Source organism: Tsukamurella soli (assembly GCF_039541155.1).
Lineage (GTDB): Bacteria > Actinomycetota > Actinomycetes > Mycobacteriales > Mycobacteriaceae > Tsukamurella > Tsukamurella soli.
In genome coordinates this window covers 25480-47689 of sequence record NZ_BAABFR010000019.1, presented here as the reverse complement: position 1 = coordinate 47689, position 22210 = coordinate 25480, and the positions used below count along the sequence as shown (strand labels likewise).

General features: G+C 67.7%; 24 protein-coding genes. 13 read left to right on the top strand and 11 right to left on the bottom strand.

Translation table 11 applies throughout. The features are described from left to right. Window positions 1-63 precede the first annotated feature (63 nt). Complete coding sequence (locus tag ABD908_RS08320) at window positions 64-1551, top strand: flavin-containing monooxygenase (protein WP_344993615.1); 1488 nt, start codon at window positions 64-66, stop codon at window positions 1549-1551. On the opposite strand, the gene ABD908_RS08315 is transcribed toward ABD908_RS08320, so the two are convergent. Both ABD908_RS08315 and ABD908_RS08310 read right to left on the bottom strand, forming a co-directional pair. Beyond that, window positions 1552-2760 carry a multidrug effflux MFS transporter gene (locus ABD908_RS08315; RefSeq protein ID WP_344993612.1) on the bottom strand — a complete coding sequence of 403 codons (1209 nt, stop codon included), beginning with the start codon at window positions 2758-2760 and terminating at the stop codon, window positions 1552-1554. It lies immediately after the preceding gene. Then, entirely contained in the window at window positions 2757-3662 is a 906-nt protein-coding gene (locus ABD908_RS08310) for a quinone oxidoreductase family protein (protein ID WP_344993609.1), read from the bottom strand. Before ABD908_RS08310 ends, ABD908_RS08315 begins: the two co-directional genes overlap by 4 nt. 73 nt (window positions 3663-3735) lie before the next feature. Here ABD908_RS08310 and ABD908_RS08305 point away from each other — a divergent pair, with 73 nt between their 5' ends. The 3 genes from ABD908_RS08305 (at window position 3736) to tsf (ending at window position 6395) form a co-directional block, all read left to right on the top strand. Beyond that, complete coding sequence (locus ABD908_RS08305; protein WP_344993606.1) at window positions 3736-4371, top strand: TetR/AcrR family transcriptional regulator C-terminal domain-containing protein; 636 nt, start codon at window positions 3736-3738, stop codon at window positions 4369-4371. 255 nt (window positions 4372-4626) lie between these two features. Beyond that, complete coding sequence (gene rpsB / locus ABD908_RS08300; protein WP_344993603.1) at window positions 4627-5490, top strand: 30S ribosomal protein S2; 864 nt, start codon at window positions 4627-4629, stop codon at window positions 5488-5490. 80 nt (window positions 5491-5570) lie between these two features. Next, window positions 5571-6395: a translation elongation factor Ts gene (gene tsf / locus ABD908_RS08295; RefSeq protein WP_344993600.1), complete on the top strand. Its 825-nt coding sequence runs from the start codon at window positions 5571-5573 to the stop codon at window positions 6393-6395. A gap of 349 nt (window positions 6396-6744) precedes the next feature. Here the strand turns inward: tsf and ABD908_RS08290 are convergent, their stop codons facing one another. Both ABD908_RS08290 and ABD908_RS08285 read right to left on the bottom strand, forming a co-directional pair. Beyond that, a complete protein-coding gene (locus ABD908_RS08290; protein WP_344993597.1) occupies window positions 6745-7893 on the bottom strand; it encodes a DmpA family aminopeptidase in 1149 nt (382 codons plus the stop codon). Continuing rightward, the gene (locus ABD908_RS08285; RefSeq protein ID WP_344993595.1) at window positions 7890-8567 is read right to left on the bottom strand and encodes a TetR/AcrR family transcriptional regulator; all 678 of its coding nucleotides are present in this window, start codon (window positions 8565-8567) and stop codon (window positions 7890-7892) included. Before ABD908_RS08285 ends, ABD908_RS08290 begins: the two co-directional genes overlap by 4 nt. Before the next feature lie 120 nt (window positions 8568-8687). Between ABD908_RS08285 and ABD908_RS08280 the strand changes: the two genes are divergently transcribed. After that, complete coding sequence (locus tag ABD908_RS08280; RefSeq protein WP_344993592.1) at window positions 8688-10088, top strand: APC family permease; 1401 nt, start codon at window positions 8688-8690, stop codon at window positions 10086-10088. A 62-nt stretch (window positions 10089-10150) separates the two neighbouring features. Here ABD908_RS08280 and ABD908_RS08275 read toward each other — a convergent pair whose 3' ends face one another. Next, window positions 10151-10966, bottom strand: coding sequence for a mycofactocin-coupled SDR family oxidoreductase (locus tag ABD908_RS08275; RefSeq protein ID WP_344993589.1), 816 nt, complete (start codon window positions 10964-10966; stop codon window positions 10151-10153). A 111-nt stretch (window positions 10967-11077) separates the two neighbouring features. Between ABD908_RS08275 and ABD908_RS08270 the strand changes: the two genes are divergently transcribed. After that, window positions 11078-11470, top strand: coding sequence for a VOC family protein (locus tag ABD908_RS08270; protein WP_344993586.1), 393 nt, complete (start codon window positions 11078-11080; stop codon window positions 11468-11470). Here ABD908_RS08270 and ABD908_RS08265 read toward each other — a convergent pair. Next, entirely contained in the window at window positions 11458-11610 is a 153-nt protein-coding gene (locus tag ABD908_RS08265; protein WP_344993583.1) for a hypothetical protein, read from the bottom strand. The two genes, ABD908_RS08270 and ABD908_RS08265, sit on opposite strands and share 13 nt — an antisense overlap. A 117-nt stretch (window positions 11611-11727) precedes the next feature. Between ABD908_RS08265 and ABD908_RS08260 the strand changes: the two genes are divergently transcribed. The 5 genes from ABD908_RS08260 (at window position 11728) to ABD908_RS08240 (ending at window position 15869) form a co-directional block, all read left to right on the top strand. Next, window positions 11728-12450, top strand: coding sequence for an MBL fold metallo-hydrolase (locus ABD908_RS08260; RefSeq protein WP_344993581.1), 723 nt, complete (start codon window positions 11728-11730; stop codon window positions 12448-12450). Between the two features lie 83 nt (window positions 12451-12533). Further along, the gene (locus tag ABD908_RS08255; RefSeq protein WP_344993578.1) at window positions 12534-13451 is read left to right on the top strand and encodes an SGNH/GDSL hydrolase family protein; all 918 of its coding nucleotides are present in this window, start codon (window positions 12534-12536) and stop codon (window positions 13449-13451) included. A 90-nt stretch (window positions 13452-13541) separates the two neighbouring features. Next, a complete protein-coding gene (pyrH, locus tag ABD908_RS08250) occupies window positions 13542-14282 on the top strand; it encodes a UMP kinase (RefSeq protein ID WP_344993576.1) in 741 nt (246 codons plus the stop codon). Window positions 14283-14337: 55 nt separating this feature from the next. Continuing rightward, complete coding sequence (frr, locus tag ABD908_RS08245; RefSeq protein WP_344993574.1) at window positions 14338-14895, top strand: ribosome recycling factor; 558 nt, start codon at window positions 14338-14340, stop codon at window positions 14893-14895. Window positions 14896-14942: 47 nt separating this feature from the next. Beyond that, window positions 14943-15869 carry a phosphatidate cytidylyltransferase gene (locus tag ABD908_RS08240; protein WP_385924387.1) on the top strand — a complete coding sequence of 309 codons (927 nt, stop codon included), beginning with the start codon at window positions 14943-14945 and terminating at the stop codon, window positions 15867-15869. Window positions 15870-15878: 9 nt separating this feature from the next. Here ABD908_RS08240 and ABD908_RS08235 read toward each other — a convergent pair whose 3' ends face one another. Further along, on the bottom strand, window positions 15879-16223 hold the full coding sequence (locus ABD908_RS08235) for a LapA family protein (protein ID WP_344993569.1): 345 nt from the start codon (window positions 16221-16223) through the stop codon (window positions 15879-15881). Between the two features lie 114 nt (window positions 16224-16337). Between ABD908_RS08235 and rlmN the strand changes: the two genes are divergently transcribed. After that, a complete protein-coding gene (rlmN, locus tag ABD908_RS08230; RefSeq protein ID WP_344993566.1) occupies window positions 16338-17450 on the top strand; it encodes a dual-specificity RNA methyltransferase RlmN in 1113 nt (370 codons plus the stop codon). Window positions 17451-17481: 31 nt separating this feature from the next. Here rlmN and ABD908_RS08225 read toward each other — a convergent pair whose 3' ends face one another. Beyond that, the gene (locus ABD908_RS08225; RefSeq protein ID WP_344993563.1) at window positions 17482-17757 is read right to left on the bottom strand and encodes a DUF2631 domain-containing protein; all 276 of its coding nucleotides are present in this window, start codon (window positions 17755-17757) and stop codon (window positions 17482-17484) included. A gap of 123 nt (window positions 17758-17880) precedes the next feature. On the opposite strand from ABD908_RS08225, the gene ABD908_RS08220 reads away from it, so the two are divergent. Beyond that, window positions 17881-18213 carry a DUF952 domain-containing protein gene (locus ABD908_RS08220; protein WP_344993560.1) on the top strand — a complete coding sequence of 111 codons (333 nt, stop codon included), beginning with the start codon at window positions 17881-17883 and terminating at the stop codon, window positions 18211-18213. 302 nt (window positions 18214-18515) lie between these two features. Here the strand turns inward: ABD908_RS08220 and ABD908_RS08215 are convergent, their stop codons facing one another. Genes ABD908_RS08215 through ABD908_RS08205 form a run of 3 tightly spaced genes read right to left on the bottom strand, consistent with a single transcriptional unit; the run spans window position 18516 to window position 22098 of the window. Next, a complete protein-coding gene (locus ABD908_RS08215) occupies window positions 18516-19910 on the bottom strand; it encodes a glycoside hydrolase family 113 (protein ID WP_344993558.1) in 1395 nt (464 codons plus the stop codon). Window positions 19911-19966: 56 nt separating this feature from the next. Continuing rightward, entirely contained in the window at window positions 19967-21214 is a 1248-nt protein-coding gene (locus tag ABD908_RS08210) for a glycosyltransferase family 2 protein (RefSeq protein ID WP_344993555.1), read from the bottom strand. Then, entirely contained in the window at window positions 21211-22098 is an 888-nt protein-coding gene (locus ABD908_RS08205; RefSeq protein WP_344993552.1) for a 2-dehydropantoate 2-reductase N-terminal domain-containing protein, read from the bottom strand. Before ABD908_RS08205 ends, ABD908_RS08210 begins: the two co-directional genes overlap by 4 nt. Window positions 22099-22210 lie beyond the last annotated feature (112 nt).

Genomic DNA, 22210 nt, shown 5'->3' with positions numbered 1-22210 from the left:
GCGGATCCAGTGGGATACTCTGAGTATTCCGATGTTCAGAATATCTGAAGGAGTCGCGCAGCGATGGATGCCGAACACCACGAGATCGTGATCGTCGGAGCCGGGTTCGCCGGCCTCGGCACGACCATCGCGCTGCGGAAGGCCGGGTTCGACGACGTGCTCGTGCTCGACGACGCCAGCGGGCCCGGGGGTGTCTGGCACTGGAACACGTATCCCGGCGTCGCGGTGGACATCCCGTCGTTCAGCTACCAGTTCTCGTTCGACCAGCGCTCCGACTGGTCCCGTACCTACGCGAAGGGGAGCGAGCTCAAGGCGTATGCCGAACACTGCGTCGCCGAGTTCGACCTCGGGGACCACTTCCGCTTCGACACCCGGGTCACGGCCGCGACCTTCGACGAGGCCGCCGACCTGTGGCGGATCAGCACCAGCACCGGCGAGCTCACCGCGCGCTGGATGATCCATGCCGGTGGCCCGCTGAGCCAGCCCAAACTCCCGGACATCGACGGCATCGACACCTTCGCCGGGGTCGCGATGCACACCAGCCGGTGGGACCACTCCGTGGACCTGACGGGCAAGAGAGTCGGGATCATCGGCACCGGTGCCACCGCGGTCCAGGTGATCCCCGAGATCGCCGCAGTCGTCGAGCACCTCACGGTCTTCCAGCGCACGCCGATCTGGTGCCTGCCCAAGCCCGATGTCGCGATCCCTGGGATCGGGCGGCTCGGACTCCAGGCGATCCCGGGTGCACGCGCTCTGTCCCGCCTGGCCAGCCAGGCGTTCGTCGAGCTCACGTTCCCGATCCTTGCGCACTTCCACGGCTACATCCCGGCGACCGACGTCATCGAGAAGGCCGCCCGCGCCTACCTCGCCACCCAGGTCGACGAGCCGGCGACCCGCGCGGCGCTGACCCCGCGCTACGCCCTCGGCTGCAAACGGCCCAGCTTCCACAACTCGTACCTGCGGACGTTCAACCGCGACGACGTCACGCTCGAGACGGCGTCGATCGAGGCGGTCACCCCTGCGGGGATCCGCACGTCGGACGGCACCGAACATCCACTCGACGTCCTCATCCTCGCCACCGGCTTCAAGGTGACCGACAAGGACGCGCTGCCGACCTACCGGCTGCTCGGGCGGGACGGCGTCGACCTCTCGGAGCTGTGGGATCAGACCCGCCTGCAGGCCTATCAGGGGGTATCCGCCGCGGGGTTCCCCAACTACTTCACCATCTTCGGTCCGTACGGCTACAACGGCGCCTCGTACTTCACGCTGATCGAGAACAGTGCGGCGCACATCGTGCGTGCGCTGCGCGAGGCGCGCCGACGCGGTGCCTCTCGCGTCGAGGTCAGGGCCGACGTGCAGGACACCTACATGAACGACATGCTGGGCCGCCGCGACAACCAGGTCTTCGTGCACCCCACCTGCGCGAACTCCAACAGCTATTACTTCGCCAAGAACGGCGACGTCCCCTTCCGCGCCGCCACGACGATCGAGGCGGCCTGGAAGAGTCGAAGGTTCCCGCTCGACGCCTACGAGTACGCGTCCATCGGCTGATCAGGCCTGGTGCCGCGTGTGTCGCGCTCCGGAGAAGGAGGCGACGAAGAAGGAGGCGACCGCGATCGTCGCGCACACCGTCATCACCACCGCCAGCGTCGTCGGGTCCGCCCCGCCCGTCCCCGCGATGGCGGCCATGATCCCGCCGAGCGCGAACCGGGAGGCGCCTACCAGCGCGGATGCGGTCCCGGCGATCGCCGCGTGGTCCTCGAGTGCGAACGCCGACAGTGTCGCGAGCACCAGCACCACCCAGATCACCGTGAGGAACAAGAATGTCACGATGCCCCACAGGCCCACCGTCAGCGAGCACACCAGCATCCCGACGGCGCCCGTCAGGATTCCGGCCAGGCCGAACCGCACCAGCGTCTCACCGGAGACCCGCGACATCAGCCTGCCGCCCACGACGTTCACCGTGAGCATGCCGCTCGCATTCACCGCGAACAGCGCGCTGAACTGGGCCTGCGTGAACCCGAAGTGTTCTTGGAAGACGAACGGTGACGTGGAGATGTACGAGAACATCGTCGCGAACGCGAACGCGGCGGCGGCGGTGAAGCCCACGAACCGCAGGTCCGTCGACAGCGTCGCGAAGCCGTCCCACAGTGGGCGCAGGCGCAGCGGGTTGCGCCGCTCGTACGGCAATGACTCGGGCACGCCGAGGACGGCGACGGCCAGCAGCACGGCGCCCAGCCCGGCGAGCACGTAGAACAGTCCCCGCCAGTCCATCACGCGCAGCAACTGCGCGCCGATCACCGGCGCGAGGATCGGCGCCACGCCGCCCACCGCGGACAACGCTGTGATCAGCTGCGCCGCACCGACTCCGGACAGCAGGTCGCGGACGATCGCCAGCGAAAGGACCACGCCCGCCGATCCGGCGAGCCCCTGCACCAGCCGAAAGAAGTCGAGCAGGTACACCGTCGGCGCCATCGCGCACAACAGGGACGACACCACGAAGAGCGCGACACCGCCGATCATCGGGCGTCGACGGCCGACCGCGTCGGACAGCGGGCCGACGAACACCTGGCCGAGTGCGAGCCCGATCAGGCAGGTGGTCAGCGTCGCCTGGATCTGCGGCTGCGACGCGTGCAGGTCGGTGGCGGCCTCGGGCAGGGAGGGCAGGTAGAGGTCGGTGGTGATCGGTCCGAACGCAGACAGCGCGCCCAGTACGACGGCGAGCCGGGTGCGATGAGCGAGCGCGGCCGGTGCCGTCACAGCGTCAGCACCAGGCGGGAGCTGCCGAGGTCTTCGGTCCAGGCGGCGGCGATGTCGGCGGCGGGACGGGTCACGACGTCCACCTCGATGCCCAGCTCGACGACGGCGTCCAGCATCGCGGGACGAGCCGTCATCACCTCGTCGCGGGTGAACGAACCGATGCCGCTGCCCAGGATCCGGACGTCGGTGGAGCGCAGCAGGGCGGCCGGCACCGCTGCGGACGAGCCGGCCATAGCGCCGACCTCCACGTAGGTCGCCCGCCCCCGGCCGGCCAGGCTGTCGAAGGTGAGCTCGGCGACCCGGCCCCATACGTAGTCGATCACGACGTCGATCTTCTCCGCTCGCAACGCATTCCGCACGGCGTCCTCGGAATCGGTGAGGTCGACGGTGGCGTCGGCGCCCACGGCCGCGAGGATCTCGGCGTTCCGCCCCGCCGCGATCACGCGGGCGCCGAAGTGCCGGGCCAGGGGCACGGCCATGCGGCCCGATGCGCCCGTCGCGCCCAGGATCAGCACCGTCTGTCCGGGCTCGACGTGGGCGCGCACCGTCATCGCCATCCAGGACGACATCGCCGCGTTGACGGCCGCCGCCGCCTGCACATCGGGCAACGCGTCCGGGACGGGCACGAGCGCCGCGGCGGGGGCGTACAGGCGCTCGGCGACGGTGCCCGGCGCGTTCACATACACGCGGGTGCCGTCGTCGAGGCGGCCGACACCGTCGACCCCCACCCAGGCCCCGGGCTCGGCCGGGCTCGAGTAGTGCGTGCCGTTCGCGACGCCGCGGGCCAGGTTGTGGATCGCGACGGCCGTCATGGTGACGGGCACGAGGCCAGCCCCGCCGGGGGGCGCGGCGACCTCCTGCCACTGCGGGGTCTGCTGGTAGGTGGTGACTGCTGCCTTCACGGCCGGCCTCTCTCGACGTGTCCTTTAACGCTGTTAAGGGCAACGTTAGCTTAACGATGTTAAGGTGGCAAGTATGGCGCTCAGTAGACCGCTCATCGTGGCGACCGCCCTCGACGTCCTCGACGACGAGGGGCTGGACGGGTTGACGCTGCGACGTATCGCCGACCGGCTCGGTGTCAAGGCGCCTGCGCTGTACTGGCACTTCGCCGACAAGAAGGCGCTCGTCGACGACATGGCCACCGAACTGATGCGGCGGGCCGTCGCCGCGTATCCGGAGCCGGGTGCCGCGGGGGAGTGGCGCGCTGTGGTGGCCGACGCGGCCGGGCACCTGCGGGACGTCCTGCGTGCGCATCGCGATGGGGCCCGGGTGTTCAGCGGGTCGCTGCTCACCGATCCGACCGTGGTCGCCGCCCAGGAGCGACCGCTGCGGATCCTGGTCGACGCCGGCTTCGCCGAGCGGGACGCCGCCCTGGCGTGGTCGACGATGCGCGATCTGGTGGTCGGCTTCGTCATCGAGGAGCAGGAGGTCTACGGGCCCGGAGGCGAGATCCGCGAGGCCTACCGGCCCGAGCTGCGGGCCACCGTCGTCGACGCCGATCGGTACCCGCTCGCGTACCGATCCGGCCCCACCGCCTGGGGTGGTGCCGACGAGCGGTTCGTCGATGCGGTCCGCTACCTCGTCGACGGTATGGCGGCCCGCCTGCGGTAGGCCCGGTCGGCGTCCGGTGTGGTGCTGACGTGCGATTTCGTCGATCCGGGCGTGCCGCGTAGACTGACTGACGCGCTCCGTCCAGATGGCGGAGTGACTTCGCGTGTTCATCAGCGTCTCACGGCGCGCCCGCGTCGCGCGGTCCCCTCACGGGGTGCGGCGGGGCTGGACACCAGGCATGGCATCGCTCAAACCCGGGCTCGGCTCGGGTGCGGTGGCGTGAAAACAACTGCGACACAAAGGACATGGCAGACAATGGCTGTTGTTACCATGAAGCAGCTGCTCGACAGCGGCGCTCACTTCGGACACCAGACCCGTCGGTGGAACCCGAAGATGAAGCGGTTCATCTTCACCGACCGCAACGGCATCTACATCATCGACCTGCAGCAGACCCTGACGTACATCGACAAGGCGTACGAGTTCGTCAAGGAGACCGTGGCGCACGGAGGCACCGTCCTCTTCGTCGGCACCAAGAAGCAGGCGCAGGAGTCCATCGCCGAGGAGGCGACCCGCGTCGGGATGCCCTACGTGAACCAGCGCTGGCTGGGCGGCATGCTCACCAACTTCTCCACCGTCCACAAGCGTCTTCAGCGCATGAAGGAGCTGGAGACCATGGAGCAGACCGGTGGCTTCGAGGGTCGCACCAAGAAGGAGATCCTCATGCTCACGCGTGAGAAGAACAAGCTGGAGCGCACCCTCGGCGGTATCCGCGACATGGCCAAGGTGCCGTCGGCGATCTGGGTCGTCGACACCAACAAGGAGCACATCGCCGTCGGCGAGGCCCGCAAGCTGAACATCCCCGTCATCGCCATCCTCGACACCAACTGCGATCCCGACCTCGTCGACTACCCGATCCCGGGCAACGACGACGCCATCCGCTCCGCTGCGCTGCTCACCAAGGTCGTGGCCTCCGCCGTGGCCGAGGGCGTCCAGTCGCGTGCCGGCCGCGCCGCGGGCGATGCGAAGCCCGAGGGTGCCGCGGCGGGCGAGCCCCTGGCGGAGTGGGAGCAGGAGCTGCTCGCGCAGGCCGCGACCGGTGCGGCGGACGCACCGGCTGAGACTCCGGAGGCCCCTGAGGTCGTCGCGGAGCCCGAGCCTGCGGCCCCCGCCGCCGAGTAGTCGTCGCGCCGGTGGCACCGGGTCCGGTGCCACCGGTGTGCTTCACCCCCGAACCTGAAGAACCGAAGGAGTAACGCCGAATGGCGAACTACACCGCTGCGGACGTCAAGCGTCTCCGCGAGCTCACCGGCTCCGGGATGATGGCCTGCAAGAACGCGCTCACCGAGACCGACGGTGACTTCGACAAGGCGGTCGAGGTGCTCCGCATCAAGGGTGCGAAGGACGTCGGCAAGCGCGCCGGTCGCGCCACCGCCGAGGGTCTGGTCGCCGCCGAGGGTGGCGTGATGATCGAGCTCAACTCGGAGACCGACTTCGTCGCGAAGAACGCCGAGTTCCAGGAGCTGGCCCAGGCGATCGTCGGCGCCGCTGCCGCCGCCAAGGCGTCGACGGTCGACGCAGTCAAGGCACTCGAGGCGGACGGTCAGACGATCGAGTCCCGCATCGAGGCCGCCTCGGCGAAGCTGGGCGAGAAGCTCGAGCTGCGTCGCGTCGTGAGCTACGACGGCCCTGTCGCCGTGTACCTGCACAAGCGCTCGTCCGACCTGCCGCCCGCCGTGGGTGTGCTGGTCAGCTACAGCGGCGAGGGTGACGCCGCCGCCGAGGCCGCCCGCGGCGCCGGCATGCAGGTCGCCGCGCTCAAGGCGAAGTACGCCAGCCGCGACGAGGTGCCCGCCGATGTGATCGAGAACGAGCGTCGCATCGCCGAGGAGACCGCCAAGGCCGAGGGCAAGCCCGAGCAGGCGCTGCCGAAGATCATCGAGGGCAAGACGATCGCCTACTACAAGGAGAACGTCCTCCCCGATCAGGCCTCCGTGCAGGACAGCAAGAAGACCGTCCAGAAGGTGCTGGACGAGGCCGGTGTGAAGGTGCTCGCCTTCACCCGCTTCGAGGTGGGCCAGGAGTGATCCTGCCCCGCCGCTGAGCTAGGGCGGCCGCCCACCCCGGTCGGGGGAGGGCGGCCGTTCTGTATCTCGGCACTGTGCGATCCTCCGCTCGATCCGGGATCCTCCGCTCGTCCCCGTGAGGGCCGCCCCCGCAGCGGCGGGTCTCACGAGCAGGAGCGGGTTCCTCGTATTCGAGCGGATCGTGTCGCGGTTGCGGTGGCCGAATCGCTTGCGCGGGCGCCGGTTCTTGTCGCTTTGTACACTTACGTCGGGAGTCGCGTGCCAGACCGTTGGATGATCGGCCGGCTAGAGCGGTGGGCGGACACCCCCGGACACGGTCGGTGCGGTGCATCGCGACAGGTCCTCGCGGTCAGGCGTCGAGCAGGGCCTGCACGGCGTCCACCGGGAGTGCGTAGGAGGTGTGTCCGGCGCGGCCGGTCATCGTGTCGGCGCCGACCAGCGCACCCAGCACCGCCTCCTCGACGGCCTGCACCGTGGCGGTGTGCAGTGCGTCGATCCGGTTCCACGGCAGCGCCACCGAGGTGACCAGCTCCGCGGTGCTCGGCTCGCCCTGCGGGAAGGCGGTGTCGGACGGGCGGTCGTTGGCGGTGGAGAACGCGAGGAAGAGGTCGCCGGAGAAGACGCTGCCCGTGGTGCCCGTGCGCGCCAGTCCCAGGGGCACCCGCCGCGCGAGGGCCGCACACTGGTGCCCGGTGAGCGGGGCGTCGGTGGCGACCACGACGATGACGGACCCGGCGCCGCCCGGCGTCCGGTCGCCGTACAGCCAGTCGTCCTCCTCGATCGGCGCGGGTACATCCAGTTCCGGCCCGACGCGCCGGCCACGGATCGTCAGCTCCGCGCGTGAGCCGAAGTTCGCCTGCACGAACGCGCCGACCGTGTAGGTCGCGTCGCCGAACGGCATGAGCCGCGATGCCGTGCCGCTGCCGCCCTTGAAGCCATAGCAGTTCATGCCGGTGCCGCCGCCCACCGAGCCCTCGGCGAGGGGGCCGTGCGCGGCGGCGTCGAGCGCTGCGCACACGTCGTCCGGGGTCACGTGCTCGCCGTTGATGTCGTTGAGATACCCGTCCCACGTCTCGGCGCACACGGGCAGCAGCCATTGTCGCGCCAGGTCGGGGTGATGGCGGCTGCACCACCGCACGGTCCCGGTGTGGCAGGCGCCGACGGCGTGGGTGTTCGAGATGGTGATCGGCAGACCGAGCTGGCCGGTCTCGGCGATCCAGGCGGTGCCCGTCATCTCACCGTTGCCGTTGAGGACGCCGGTACCCGCCGCGACCGGGCGGCCCACTCCGGCGCGGCCGCGCGGCAGGATCGCGGTGACGCCGGTGCGGACGGTGCCGGCCGGGCCGATCAGCGTTCGGTACCCGACCTCCACGCCCGGTACGTCGGTGATCGCGTTCCACTCGCCGGGGGTTCCGTCGGCCGCCCACCCGAGGGCACGCGGCCGCGGCCGGCCCGACGGCGAATGGGTGGCGGGAGACGGGGCGTCGGTGGTCGTCACGGTGCGGGCTCCTCGGTGGGTTCGGGGTCTGGGTCGTCCTCCGGATCGCCCGCGCCGTCCTCGGGTGCGGCGTGGATGTCCGGGCAGCCGGTCACCATGCGCGCGTAGGCGGCGATCAGCTCGATCGCATCCACGCGAGTCAGCGTGCGGTTGCCCCCGATGATGTGCAGCCCGTACGCGTCCTCCAGTGCGACCAGGTGGCGGGCGATCGTGATCACGGGGGCGATCAGGTGGAAGAAGCCCTGCGCCACGCCCACTTCCAGAGCGCCGACGTACACCGCGACCTGCTTGTCGTACAACGCGCCGAGGAGGTCGCCGTGATCGTCGGTCGCCGCGCGGTAGCCGGCCAGCCGGTAGAGCGAACGGACCAGCGGGTCACCGTCGGCAGCAGGCAGCCCCGACTCGATGAGTGCCTCGATCTTCGCGCGGCCGTCCGGGATGGTGGTGACGCGCTCGAGCCGGGCGGAGTAGAAGCGGTCCGACGCCGCGGCGTGCACGGCCCGCAGCAGGGTGTCGCGGTCGTCGAAGTAGTAGTGCACGGTCCCCGGGGTCACCCCGGCGACGCGGGCCACGTCGCGGATCTGCAGGTCGCCGGGGCCACCCTCGTCGAGCGCGGTCATCGCGGCCGCTATCAGTGCCTCCCGCGCGGCCGTCTGGTTCTTCCGTCGTGCCACCGCACCTCCTTGATCTGACTCGACGTTAACACAGAGTTTTCGAGAAAACATGGCTACACAGCGATTGTTCCGTCATTCTTTGACTATGAATGAAAGAATAATCGGCAAGCGGGAGGCGTCGTGACCGGTCGGAAGCCCGAGCAGCTGGATGTGCCGCTCGCATACACGCAGGAACTGTCACGGAGCCTGTCGGCGCGCGACACGGTGCTGATCACCCTGTCGTCGATCACGCCGGCGTCGAGCGTGTTCATCATCGTGCCGACGATCCTGCTGGGCGTGGGTGGCGCATCGGTGCTGGTCATGCTCGCGGCGGCGGCTCTGTGCGTGGCCGTGGGGCTCTGCTACGCGGAGCTGTCGTCGCGGTACCCGATCACGGGCGGCGAGTACACGTGGGCCGCCCGGCTGCTCGGGCGCACCACGGGCTTCGCGGTGTTCGGCCTGACGCTGGTGGCCGGCCTGCTCATCACCGCCGTCGTCGCCCTCGGGACCGGCGAGTACCTGGGGGTCGCGATCCCGGCGCTGAACGGGAAGTGGATCGGCGTGGGTGTCATCGTGGTGACGACGGTGATCGCGCTCGCGAACATCCGCACCAACGCGTGGGTCACCGGCATCTTCCTCGTCGTAGAGGTGGTGGCGATCGTCGTGCTCACGGTGGTCGGCTTCCGCCACCCCGAGCGTGGGGCCGGTGCGCTGGTGCACGCGACGACCGCGGCCGGCGCGGGCCTCGGCCCGGCGGGATTCGCCGTCGTGGTGGCAGCGATCCCCGTCGCGCTGTTCGCCTACAACGGCTACGGCGCCGCCGTCTACTACGCGGAGGAGACCCGTGACGCCACCCAGGTCATCGCGCGCGTCGTGATCGCCTGCCTCATCGGTGCCGTGGTCATCGAGGTCGTCCCCCTGATTGCGGTGGTGGTCGGCGCACCGTCGCTGACCGATCTGCTGCACAGTGCTGCGCCGATGAACTACCTGCTCGAGACGCGCGCCGGCCACGCGGTGAATGCCGCGGTCAGCGTGGGTATCGCGATCGCGATCATCAACGCCGTCATCGCGATCATCCTGCAGATCTCGCGGCTGTTGTTCGCATCGGCCCGCGATGGTAGCTGGCCGGCGGGAGTCGACCGCCTGCTCGCGACGGTCTCGAAGCGCACGCAGGTGCCGGTCGTCGCGACGCTCGTGGTCGGAGCCCTGAGCGCGGTGATCGCCGCGGTGATGCCGATGTCGTGGCTCATCGCCGCGACCGGTGCCACGCTGATCCCGGTATACGTGGCCGTCGCCGGGGCGGCGCTGCGCGTGCGCTCGCGGCAGCGCGGTGGCACCTACCGCATGCCGTGGTGGCCGGTGCCGCCACTCGTGGTGATCGCGGCGATGGTGCTCGTCGTCTTCGAGTCCGTGCGCACCGACTGGACGCCGATCGCCGTCGCACTCGGGATCCTGGCGGTCGCCGCCGGCTACTTCGCGGCGTACCTGCGGCCGCGGCTGGGGGAGCGGTGGTCGCTGCTCGAGGCACCGGAGGAGGTCTAGGCGCGGAGCTTGCGGAGCGCCCGTACTGCACGAGGCCGGTCTCGAGGAACGAGAGGGACGGTCTAGAAGACCGTGTTGCCGCCGTCGATCACGATGCGCTGGGCGGTCATGAACTTCGACTCGTCGGAGGCCAGGAACGCCGCGACCGCGGCGATCTCCTCGGGCTCGGCGATCCACTGGTTGAGGAAGCCGCCCATCATTGCGCCCAGCCGCGGATTGGTCTCGGTGGCCCGCGTGATGGCGCCCGCCATGTCACCCGAGCCCATCGGCGTGTTCACCGGGCCCGGGTGCAGCGTGTTGACGCGGATGTCGTACTGACCCAGCTCGGCCGCGAAGCCGCGCGCCATGCCCACCAGTGCATGCTTGGACGTCGTGTAATGCACCATGAACGCCTGCATCTTGATCCCGGCCGCCGAGCTGGTGAGGATGATCGACCCGCCGCCGCGGGTCACCAGGTGCGGCGCCGTGGCCATCACCGTGTTCCATGCGCCGGTCACGTTGGTGTCCATCACCGCGGCGAAGTCGGCCGGCTCGATCGCGTTCCACGCCTGCGGCGGGCAGATGCCGGCGTTGGCCACCACCACGTCGAGCCCGCCGAACCGCGCGACACCGTCCGACGCCGCCGCGGTCAGCGCCTCGAGATCGCGCACGTCGGCCCGGGTCAGCAACGACTCCGACCCCTCTGCCGCGATCAGCCGCGCGGTCTCGGAGAGGTCCGCGGGCGTCGCAGAGTCGTAGGGCACCGCCGCGGGCAGCGGGCCCGTCAGGTCGACGCCGACGATCTGCGCACCCTCGTGGGCCATCCGGACCGCGTGGGCGCGGCCCTGGCCACGCGCGACGCCGGTGATGAATGCGACCTTGCCGTCCAGCCGTGCCATGCCATGTCTCCTTCACAGATCCGGACATGGTTGTCCGGATGGCTCCATCATGCACCTCCCGTATGCCGATTCGTTAAGGAATCGTGGCCGACGCTCGGGCACCCTGGAGGCATGACTACACGTACAGACCCGAACATCTGGCCCGGCCTCACCTACGAAGATCCGCTCGCCGCACGGAAATGGTTGGCGGAACTCGGGTTCGAGGCCGGCATCCTCGTGGAGGGGGACGGACCCGGGGAGGTGGTGCACTCCGAGATGCTGTGGCCCGACGGCGGCCGGGTGATGCTCTACTCTGCGCGCTCCGACGATCCGTCGTTCCCGTGGGCGCCCGGAGTCGGCAGCGTATACGTGGTCGCCCGCGACCCGGACGCTGTCTTCGCGCGCGCTGAGGCGTTGGGCGCGCGGCTTGTCCGCCCCATGACCGAGGAGGACTACGGGTCGCGCGGGTTCACCATCGCCGATCCCGAGGGCAATGTGTGGAGCTTCGGGACCTACGACGGCTGACCGAGCGGGTATCGCGTCCGCGGTGTCGTTCCAGGTGTGCCGGGCGGCGACGGATGGCCGAGGCCGCGCCCGCAGCCCGACGCGGCGGCCGCGTGGGCCACGATCGTGCGCACCAGCTGGGCCACCGTGCGGGCGCTCACGGAGCACACCTGAGCCGGGAGTTCCGCAGCTTCCTGTCCGTACCGCCCGGCGCGTTCCTTGCACACCGCCCGGTCGCCTCCCCGGTGGTCTCCAGCCGCCTCGCGTAGGGTGCGCGTGTGTCCTTGATCGTCGACCGCATGCCCGAGCTCGGGATCACCCGGCTGTCCCGGTGGATATTCAACTGCTACGTACTCGACGGCGACGACGGCCCCGTCGTCGTCGATCCGGGCACCCGCCGGATGGCGCTCGACGTCACCGCGTACCTCGGCTCCCACGCGGTGGACGTGGCGGCGATCGTCGCGACCCACGGCCACACGGACCACGTGGGCGGCGCTCCGACGTTGTCCGCGATGACCGGCGCCGCCGTCAACGTCGCGCCCAAGACCCTCGACTACGTAGGTGGGGAGAAGACGCCGTCGGTCCCCAGCGCGGTCCTCGGGTTCGCGCCGGTGCTCGTGGGGCAACCGATCGACCTCGACGTGCTGCGCTCGTCGGCGCGTGACGTGCTGCGCGCCGGATACGGCACTCCGCTGGGGTGGCGCTGGACCGGGCCCGCCCCCATCGGCTCGCTGGCCGACGGTATCGCGGTGCCCGGCGCCAGCGCCTGGACCGTCCATGCCGCAGCCGGACACACTCCCGACAGCGTGGTGCTGTTCAACGTGTCCACCGGCGCCTTGATCTCGGGTGACGCGGTCGCCACCGCGCGGGGTCGGGCGCTGCTCGCCCCGATCACCTTCGACGCCGCCGACGCGCCGGCCACCGCCGAGCGGCTCCGCGCACTGCCGGTCGCCCACCTCCTGCCGGGCCACGGACTGCCGGTGCACGGAACGGTGTGGTGAGCGCGGGCCCCGATCTGCGTTCCCCCACTGCCTCGGAGACGGGTGGGGCGCCGACTCGGCGCCGGCGACCGCCCCTGCCCCGCATGTCCGGTGCGCCCCGTCGGGCCCTCGCAGCCGCGCTCGTGCTCCTGCTCGTGGCGGCGGTCTCCACGCGGTCCCCGCTGATCGGCACGGGTTCGCACTGGATCCGCTACCAGACCGACGGGATCAACTACATCCCCGACCTGCCGGGCGGCGCGCAGTACGTGTCGCTCGGCGACAGCTACGCGGCCGCCGGCTCGTTCCGGAAGCGGCTGCCGCTGGACTTCTGCGCCCGCAACGCCGACGACCTGGGGCACGTGCTCGCGGAGCGGCTGCAGCCGGTGTCGTTCACCGACCGGGCGTGTTCCGGCGCCACCCTCGACGATCTCACCGTGCCCAGCCAGAAGATCGAGAACGCGCCGCAGATCTACGGCATCGGCCCGTTCACCCGTCTCATCACGGTGCTCGCGGGCGCCAACTCGCTGGGCTTCGGCGGAGTGATCACGCACTGCTTCGTCACCCCCGACGCGCGCTGCGACGAGTACGCGCGCACCAACCTGCCCGGCTCGCAGGGCTGGGCGTTCGTACGGGCGCAGTACATCGCCACGCTGCAGATGCTGCACCGGTACGCGCCTCTGGCGGCGATCGTGGTCGTCGGCTACCTCCCGCTGTTCCCGCTGACCGGCACCATCGACCCCGGCTGCCTGGCCGGCGCCAAGATCCCGCCCGCGAATGTCGACGCCTGGCGCGTCTGGTACCTGGGGCTCGAGGGGCTGGTCCACGACGTCGCGGCCCACCTGCATCTGGTCTACATCGCCCCGCCGACCGACCACGCGGCGTGCACTCCGCACCCCTACGTCGCGCTGCAGGGCGTCGATCTGCGGGGCAACGGCCCCGACGCATACGGCCTGCATCCGACGGTGACGGGCCAGCGTGCGATGGGCGACCTCATCGAGGACACGCTGCGCGGGCGCCGCTGACCGGGGGAGTCGCGCAGACACCCGGCGGGTCCCGCATAGGATGGCTGGCGGCTCGGTAGTGACTTCAGCGATCAGGAGCGTGGACACAAGGTGACGTCGGACGACCAGGCGAACGACAGCGGGCGCAAGGGCTACAAGCGGGTGCTACTCAAGCTCGGCGGTGAGATGTTCGGCGGTGGCGCCGTCGGGCTGGACCCGGACGTGGTCTCGACGGTGGCGGACCAGATCGCGGACGTCGCGCGCAGCGGCGCCGAGGTCGCGGTGGTGATCGGCGGCGGCAACTTCTTCCGCGGCGCCGAACTGCAGCAGCGCGGTCTCGAACGCAACCGCTCGGACTACATGGGGATGCTCGGCACCGTCATGAACTGTCTTGCGCTGCAGGACTTCCTCGAGAAGCGCGGCGTAGACACCCGGGTGCAGACGGCGATCACGATGGGGCAGGTCGCCGAACCGTACCTGCCGCTGCGTGCCAAGCGGCACCTCGAGAAGGGGCGCGTGGTGATCTTCGGTGCCGGGATGGGCATGCCGTACTTCTCGACCGACACCACGGCGGCGCAGCGCGCACTGGAGATCGGCGCCGAGGTCGTGCTCATGGCCAAGGCGGTCGACGGCGTGTACGACAGCGACCCGCGGACCAATCCGGACGCGAAGCTGTTCACGGAGATCACGCACCGCGAGGCGCTCGAGCGTGGGCTCAAGGTGGCGGACGCGACTGCGTTCAGTCTGTGTATGGACAACAAGATGCCGATGCTGGTGTTCAACCTGCTGATCGAGGGCAATATCGCTCGGGCCGTCGCGGGTGAGAAGATCGGAACACTGGTGCGGCCGTGATCCGGACGCCACCCGGGTCACCGCACGAAACCAACCGACAGGACAGGAAGAACCCGTGATCGACGAAGCGCTGTTCGACGCCGAGGAGAAGATGGAGAAGGCCGTCTCCGTCGCGCGCGAGGACTTCCAGTCCATCCGCACCGGCCGTGCGAACCCGGCCATGTTCTCGAAGGTGGTCGTGGAGTACTACGGCTCGCCGACGGCGATCACCCAGCTCTCGTCGATCACTGCGCCCGAGGCGCGCTTGATCGTGATCAAGCCGTACGAGTCCAACCAACTCGGCCCCATCGAGACCGCGATCCGCAACTCCGACCTGGGGGTCAATCCCACCAACGACGGGCAGCTGATCCGCATCGCCATCCCGCAGCTCACCGAGGAGCGCCGCCGGGACCTCGTCAAGCAGGTCAAGTCCAAGGGTGAGGACGCGAAGGTCGCGATACGCAACGTGCGCCGCAAGGCCAACGAGCAGCTGAACAAGATCGTCAAGGACGGCGACGCCGGCGAGGACGACGTGGCCCGCGCCGAGAAGGACCTGGACAAGACCACCGCGAAGTACACCGCGCAGGTCGATGATCTGGTCAAGCGCAAAGAGGCGGACCTGATGGAGGTCTAGCCTGGCCGATGACGCCAGGCCCCCAGCCCCCACCACTGCCGCCGACGATGACGGAGACCCACGTGACCGTACAGCCCGAGGGGCGCCCGACGCCCGGCGCCGATCCGGCCACGCCGGGCGAGGCGAGTGCACCCGAGAAGCGCAAGATCAGCGCCGGGCGCAACCTGCCCGTCGCCATCGCCGTCGGCGTGAGCCTCGGCGCGGTGATCGTCCTGATCCTCGTGTTCGCGCCGCACGTGTGGATCCTGCTGGCCTCGGCCGCGATCGGCATCGCCCAGTGGGAGGTGGTCAAGCGCTTCCGGCAGTCCGGCGTCGACCTCGAGCTGTGGCCGATGCTGATCGGCGGCCAGGCGATCATGTGGCTGAGCTGGCCCTGGGGCACCAAGGGGGTGCTGCTCGCATTCGTGGCGACAGTGGTCGTGTGCCTGGTGTGGCGGCTACTGCACCACGGACCCTCGGCTCCCGGGCCCACGCAGTTCACCCGGGACAGCTCGGTCACCGTCTTCATTCTCGCGTGGATCCCGTTGCTCGCGAGCTTCGGCGCCATGCTCGTGCTGCCCACCAACCACGGCCCGCAGCGGGTCGCGGCGCTGATCATCCTGGTCGTCTGCTCCGACGTGGGTGGCTACGCGTCGGGCGTGCTGTTCGGCCGGCACCCCATGGTCCCCGCCATCAGCCCGAAGAAGTCGTGGGAGGGATTCGCCGGGTCGCTGGTGGTGGGCACCGTCGGTGCCGTACTGGTGCTGCAGTTCCTGTTCGATGTGCAGCCGCTGTGGGGCCTGCTGCTCGGCCCCGTCGTCGTGTTCACCGCGACCCTCGGTGACCTGCTCGAGTCTCAGGTCAAGCGCGACCTGGGGATCAAGGACATGGGGACGCTGCTTCCCGGCCACGGCGGAATCATGGACCGCCTGGACTCGCTACTGCCCAGCGCCGTGGTGGTGTGGACCGTCCTCAGCGCGCTGCTGCACAGCTGACCAGCCGACTCACTGCAGCTTCTTCGCCGCCCGGCGCAGCTGCACGATCCTGATACCCGACGCGAGGCCCACCAGCAGCGCCCCGAGGATCGCCGCGATCAGCAGTGCCACCCCCAACGGCAGGTTCACCTGCCAGAACAGCAACTTGATCTGCGACGAGGTGGTGTTCTGGATGATGAACACCAGCAGGACCAGCAGCAGGATCGCGCCGACGACGAGACCGGACCACAGGGCCGCGGACTTCGTGTGCTTTACCTGGTCATAGGCGTCGGGGAAGCGGGGACCGGCGTGCACCGTGTCCGGCACCACGGGGACCGAGCGCTGCTCACTGTGGGTGTCGTCGTTGTCGGTCATGGTTCCATCCTGCCACCGCGCGGCCCGATCGTGCGGAGGACGCGTCCCCGGCCGGGCGTGCCGGGCGTCGCGCGATTTTCGCAGGTCCGGCGAACGTGGGACACTAGGGCCGATATGAGCACCTCACTGCCGCTGGTCTTCGACGCGCCGAAGCGTGGCCGCCCGCCCCGTCATCTGGCCGACCTCACCGACGACGAGCTCAAGTCCGCCGTCATCGCGCTCGGCCTGCCCGGCTTCCGGGCGAACCAGCTGGCGCGGCACTACTACGGCCGCCTGGACGCCGACGCCGCCCGGATGACGGACCTGCCGGCCGCGGTGCGCCCCCAGGTCGCGGAGGAGCTCTTTCCGCGGCTCATGACACCCGTTCGGCACCTGGACTGCGACGGTGGCACGACACGCAAGACGCTGTGGCGGCTGCACGACGGCACGCTGCTCGAGAGCGTGCTGATGCGCTATCCCGACCGTGCCACGCTGTGCATCTCCAGCCAGGCCGGGTGCGGCATGGCGTGCCCGTTCTGTGCGACGGGGCAGGGCGGCCTGGATCGCAACCTCTCGACGGCGGAGATCGTGGATCAGGTACGCGCCGCCGCGGCGGCCATGCGCGACGGTGACGTGGCCGGCGGCCCGGGGCGACTGTCCAACGTCGTGTTCATGGGCATGGGCGAGCCGCTCGCGAACTACAAGCGGGTCGTCGCCGCCGTCCGTCGGATCACGTCGCCCGCGCCGGGTGGATTGGGCATCTCACAGCGCTCGGTCACCGTCAGCACCGTGGGGCTCGCGCCCGCCATCCGGAAGCTTGCTGACGAGGGGCTGTCGGTCACGCTCGCGGTGTCGCTGCACACCCCGGATGACGAGCTGCGCGACACACTGGTGCCCGTGAACAACCGCTGGAGTGTGCAGGAGGTGCTCGACGCGGCGCGGTACTACGCGGACAAGACGGGGCGCCGGGTCTCGATCGAGTATGCGCTGATCCGCGATGTGAACGATCAGCCGTGGCGCGCCGACCTGCTGGGGAAGAAGCTACACCGGGCGCTGGGCCCGTTGGTCCACGTGAACCTGATCCCGCTGAACCCGACTCCGGGATCGGAGTGGGACGCTTCGCCGAAGCCCGCGCAGGACGAGTTCGTGCGCCGCGTCATCGCGCAGGGGGTGTCGTGCACGGTGCGCGACACCCGTGGCCAGGAGATCGCCGCCGCCTGCGGTCAGCTGGCGGCCGAGGAGCGGTAGCCCGGGCGGCCGGTGCGCTACAGGGCCCGCGCTAGACGTTCCGGCGGCCGCTCTTCCACTTGCCGCGGCCTGAGACCCAGTCGCAGGCGATGACGAACACGATCACCACGGCGAAGGCGACGAGCCAGATGTCCTCGACGTGGCCGATCTGGTTGCCGTGGAGCATGCACACCAGGCAGATCGCGACGACGATGCCGGCGATCCTGGCTGCGTTGCGATTGGTGCCGTGCCAGCCCCAGTCTCGCGACGGAGCGTCGGCGAGGTCGACCTTGGAAGTGCTCTGACGCTCGAGGTCGGTGGTTGCCACTGCGGTCTCCTTATCGGGGCGGGCCGGTTTCGTTCGAAGTCTATCCCGCTACGACCGGCTGTCGTACCGCGGGCGCCACGTGTTGCGCGGAACGCGGTACACGGCTGCGCTAGTGTCCGCGACATGCTCTTGCACCTCGCCCTGGCCGACGACTGGCGGGCCGCGCAGGCCGTCGGCGAGTACGCCGTGTCCACCCGCGGCGCGACCCTGACCCAGGTCGGATTCGTGCACTGCTCCACCGCCGAGCAGTGGCGTGGGGTGCGTGAGCGCTTCTACTCCGACCTGCCCGACGACGCGCTGGTACTGCTGTCGATCGACGAGGCGCGGCTGACCGCCGAGGTCCGTTGGGAGCCGCCCGCGCCCGGGGTGACGGAGCTGTTCCCGCACGTCTACGGCCCTGTCCCGACGGTGGCGGTGGTCGCGGTGGAGTCGGTGAGGTTGGCCGACCCGCAGTAGAGCCGGCTGCGACAGCGGTCAGGCGGCAACTATCGAGTCGCTGTTCCTCCTGCATCCCGGTCGGGTGCGCGCGATTGTCGATGTGTGTGGTGAGCGGGTTTGGCAGCCGCGCCCTTCGGAGGAATCATGCCTGCTTCACGTCCGGGGAGGCCGGGCTTCAGTCGCGAATCGCCAAGGGTCGGAATCGTAGTGTTCGATCCCCTGCTGTCCGCACCGTTTGGCCTGGGCGTAGACCGCGAGGTCATGAGGGGCGCGGAGTTGCCAGGAGCCGGTCTCAGGATGTAGGAAAGACCTCAGTCGCGTCACTCGTGGAAACATCTCCGGATCACATTTTCAGCAGGCCGGCCGATCCAGTTGTCCGGCGGGTCAGTCTTGGGGTTCGCCGTTGTGGGGTCCCGGTTTGTGTCCACGACCCAGTAATAGATCCCATGTATAGAGCTAGTTTTGGCGACGTCGCACATGGCCTGAAACCAGCGTGCCTGCATTACCGGGCGTAGTCGCTGTGTCACCGGCCCCGCAGAGACGAACCAGGGTGTCTTATAGCTGTTCGGCAGGGCACTTATACCAACTTCCTGAAAGGTCAACTCAGAGCGAACGGCGCGGGGGACTGTTTGTAGCCATTCCGCAATCGCGGTCCGCAGCTCACCAACGGTAGCGCTGTCCCCTAGTGATGTTCTTGGATATGCGTCTATTCCCCAGGATGTGAACGGCATCCTCGCGGTGTCATGATCGTCCCAGTTCAGGGCGTAGGTCAACAAGCCGCGATAGCCAGCCTGTCGAATGTGTTCGCATAGTCGCCGCCACTGACTGGGGTATATATTCAGTGATCCTAGCTCCGTCCCCACGACGAACTCGTCCACGTGCTGTCCAATTATAGTCGGCAGATACGAGTCGATGAGTGTCTGATAGTCGGTGAACCACTTCGTCACGTTGACCGGGGCTATCGACTTTCTCCAAGCGTCATCGGCGCCGTCCGCTCTGACGCTGTTGTCATCCACGATATACCGGACCATAGTCCGCAGCTGCTTCGCCCTCGCGTATTCGAGCAATATCCTGAGTCCATCCGGGGTCGCGGTTCGAGGTCCCGCATAGACTTTAGTCGGGCGATCTCCATCGACATAAATCGGGATCGTGATACCGATCGAATTGGCACCAAGGCCAGAGACATACGATACAGATCTTTTGGCGACGTTGTTCATAACTGTCGAATCTCCTCGAGTGTCCAATCGCACTTGTACACCCTTCTGGAATACGTATCCCGATCCGGACTGCGCCTCCTGGCGCAATGCCGTCGAAGTCGTGCCGCGCACCATCTGTGCGCCAGACCCGGAACTCGCGACCAGAAGTACAAGGGCGGCAACGACGAGATACGGTGCGAAACGCGCGCCGCGCTGGACTTGCTTAAAGGGGGCGTTCTGTATCTTATTTTCGGCGCGTATTCTGGCGAGCTCTTCGTAGCGCCTTGCTTCGTGACCGATGTGAAGCCACAGGACACCGGCGAGCACCACTAAAGCGACAGCGGCCGTCTCCCAGACGACGCGCAGGTTATGCAGTTTCCACCCAGTGCTGCCGACTCCACACGCGAGGGACGCTAGAAGTGCCGTGGCTGAGGTGAGAATCGTGAGCAGTATGAGTGTGCCGATGTACCGGCGAAGATCGTTGTCTCGGGACTTCTTCGAGCTGCGGCGCGGTGACATTTACCGTGACCCCTCACGTGTGTTGTGCGGCCGGATGTAGGAGACATGCGCAAGGGCTATCGCACCATTATCTGGTTCGACTTCTTTATCACCATGAATCGCTTCGGCCGACCGCGGAGAGCGCAGTACACCACGACGCACATAGGAATAATCGCATTAACCGGTGTGAAGGCGATCGCGAAAATCGTCTGTACAAGCCTGAATAGCCAATATTTCGCTGCGGTGGCGCGCAGCTCTCGGTTGGGCTGCCCTCCTGAGTTTATCCACCCGGCCACACCATAGCTGAGGAACTGGCAGGCGGACGATATCAGGAATACCTTGTGTGCTTGCGGTGGCACTCGAGCCACGCCGGTGAGTAGAAGTGCTGACCCTATAGAAGAAGCGATAACCGACGCAAGCCCTGCGGCGTACCGCAACGCGATGAAGTAGGCGTATGCGCGCGGCAGTATATCGCGCCGTGCTATTGCGTCGAAATTTCCCCACGTCCATCGCCAACGCTGGTCCAAGAACTCCTTCCAACTCCAAGGCGAGACGAGTTGGATTGCTGCATAGAAGTAGCCCCAGGTCAGACCGATATGAGCTGCATTCGTGCCGAACACCAAGTCGTCAGATGCGACAATAGGTCGGTCCCACGTAACTATATCCTCGGCGCGCCCTGTGATGCACAGCCCTTCGCCATGTACGAACAATGGCTTCTGAGACATGCCTTGTGTGCACGAGCAGTAGATGAGGCAGTTTCGTGTTCGAATGTCATCGAGGTGGCTGATGAAGAGATGCTTCCAATTCCCTGTTCCGTACCATCTACTGGGCACCGTGATCCCCTGGCACAGGTCGTAGTCGCCATTGAACGCCTTGCCGATATAGCTGGCCGACGGAAGCGTATCGTCGTCGACGAACAAGATCTTCACCGCGCTGGTGTTCAGGTGGCGACTCTTGCGGACGAGGCGGGAGTACTCCAATGCTCTGGCTTTATCAATGGGCCTGCACGAGAATCCTTCGGGTACGACGAACACCTCTGCGTCGGTGTAGTCGATAAAGTGTCCCGGTTCGACGACTACCCATATCTCGAAAGAGATATGGAGCCGGTATTCCCGCAACTTGTCTATCGTCATCTGAACCAGTTCCGGTTCTTTTCCGACGGTGGTGATCTGTATGATCATCTGAGTGAACTTGCCAGGAGTCTGCGTGTACGCCACGTGAGACCACGTGGCGCCGGTGAAGGCTGCTATCACCTCAACGATCGGAATCAGGAAGGAACCGAACAGCAGCCACTGGAAAACCAGCAGCACGGTTGAGGAATTCATGCAGATTCGGTCCCCTGCCACATGCCGTTGACCGCCTGCGTGGCTTCAATCAGTGCGGTATCAACACCCAGGTCACTCGCGAAATTCAAAAGTGCGAGCGTGTCCTTCGGCAGACATCCTCCACTGTACGGACCGAAGTCTCGAGTGCCATACGCAGGGTTCCAAAGTCCTTCGGCGCTCAATACGCTGATTTCGAATGCTCGCTGGATGAATTCCGTCTCTAGTCCGCATTTATCGGCCAGTAGGCGGAACCAATTGTAGGTGCTGATCTTGATCGCGTTACCGACGTTGTTGATGTATTTTTGTAATTCTGCCGCTTCGAACGGCAGCCAATGGATGTCCGCGCAGAAACTGCTTACTATATCGGCGACTATCTGATGCGATCTATCGTTCTCGGAAAGGCTGGCGATCGTTACGGCTCTCGGATGTAGGAAGTCCTCGCGCGCGTGTGCTGCCCGGAGGTATTCGGGATTGTAGACGACGCCGAATTGGTGGCCAGCTGATTTTCCTGAGGTCTCCTCGAGTAAAGGAATGAGGGACTGGCGGACAGTACCGGGCGGGACAGTGCTCCTGAACGCGATCACCGGGAAATTCCTCGTCGCAGTCCGAATCCTTTCTCCGATGCTCTGTGTCGCCGCGAGTACCGGTGCTAGGTCGGTGCCGGTCCCGTGATCTGTCGGGGTGGGGACGCAGACGAATGCCACGTCGACGTCATCGAAATTCATATCGTCGGGAGTCACCGCTTGATAGCCGTTTCGTTGCAGGGCGCTGACCCTGTCCTCAGCGATATCGACAAGTGTGACGTCATGACCGCGATCGATCAATCCGAACGCAGTCGCTGTACCCACGACCCCCGCGCCGACGACTAGAACCTTGCGCGTCATCGACTTCCTCCCATAATGAAATCTCGAATGATGGTTTCCGTGCTTCTATGTCTCGCTGGATCGACACGGATCCCCTCAAGCGGACTTCGCTAGGGCCTCCCCTGAGGTGCCG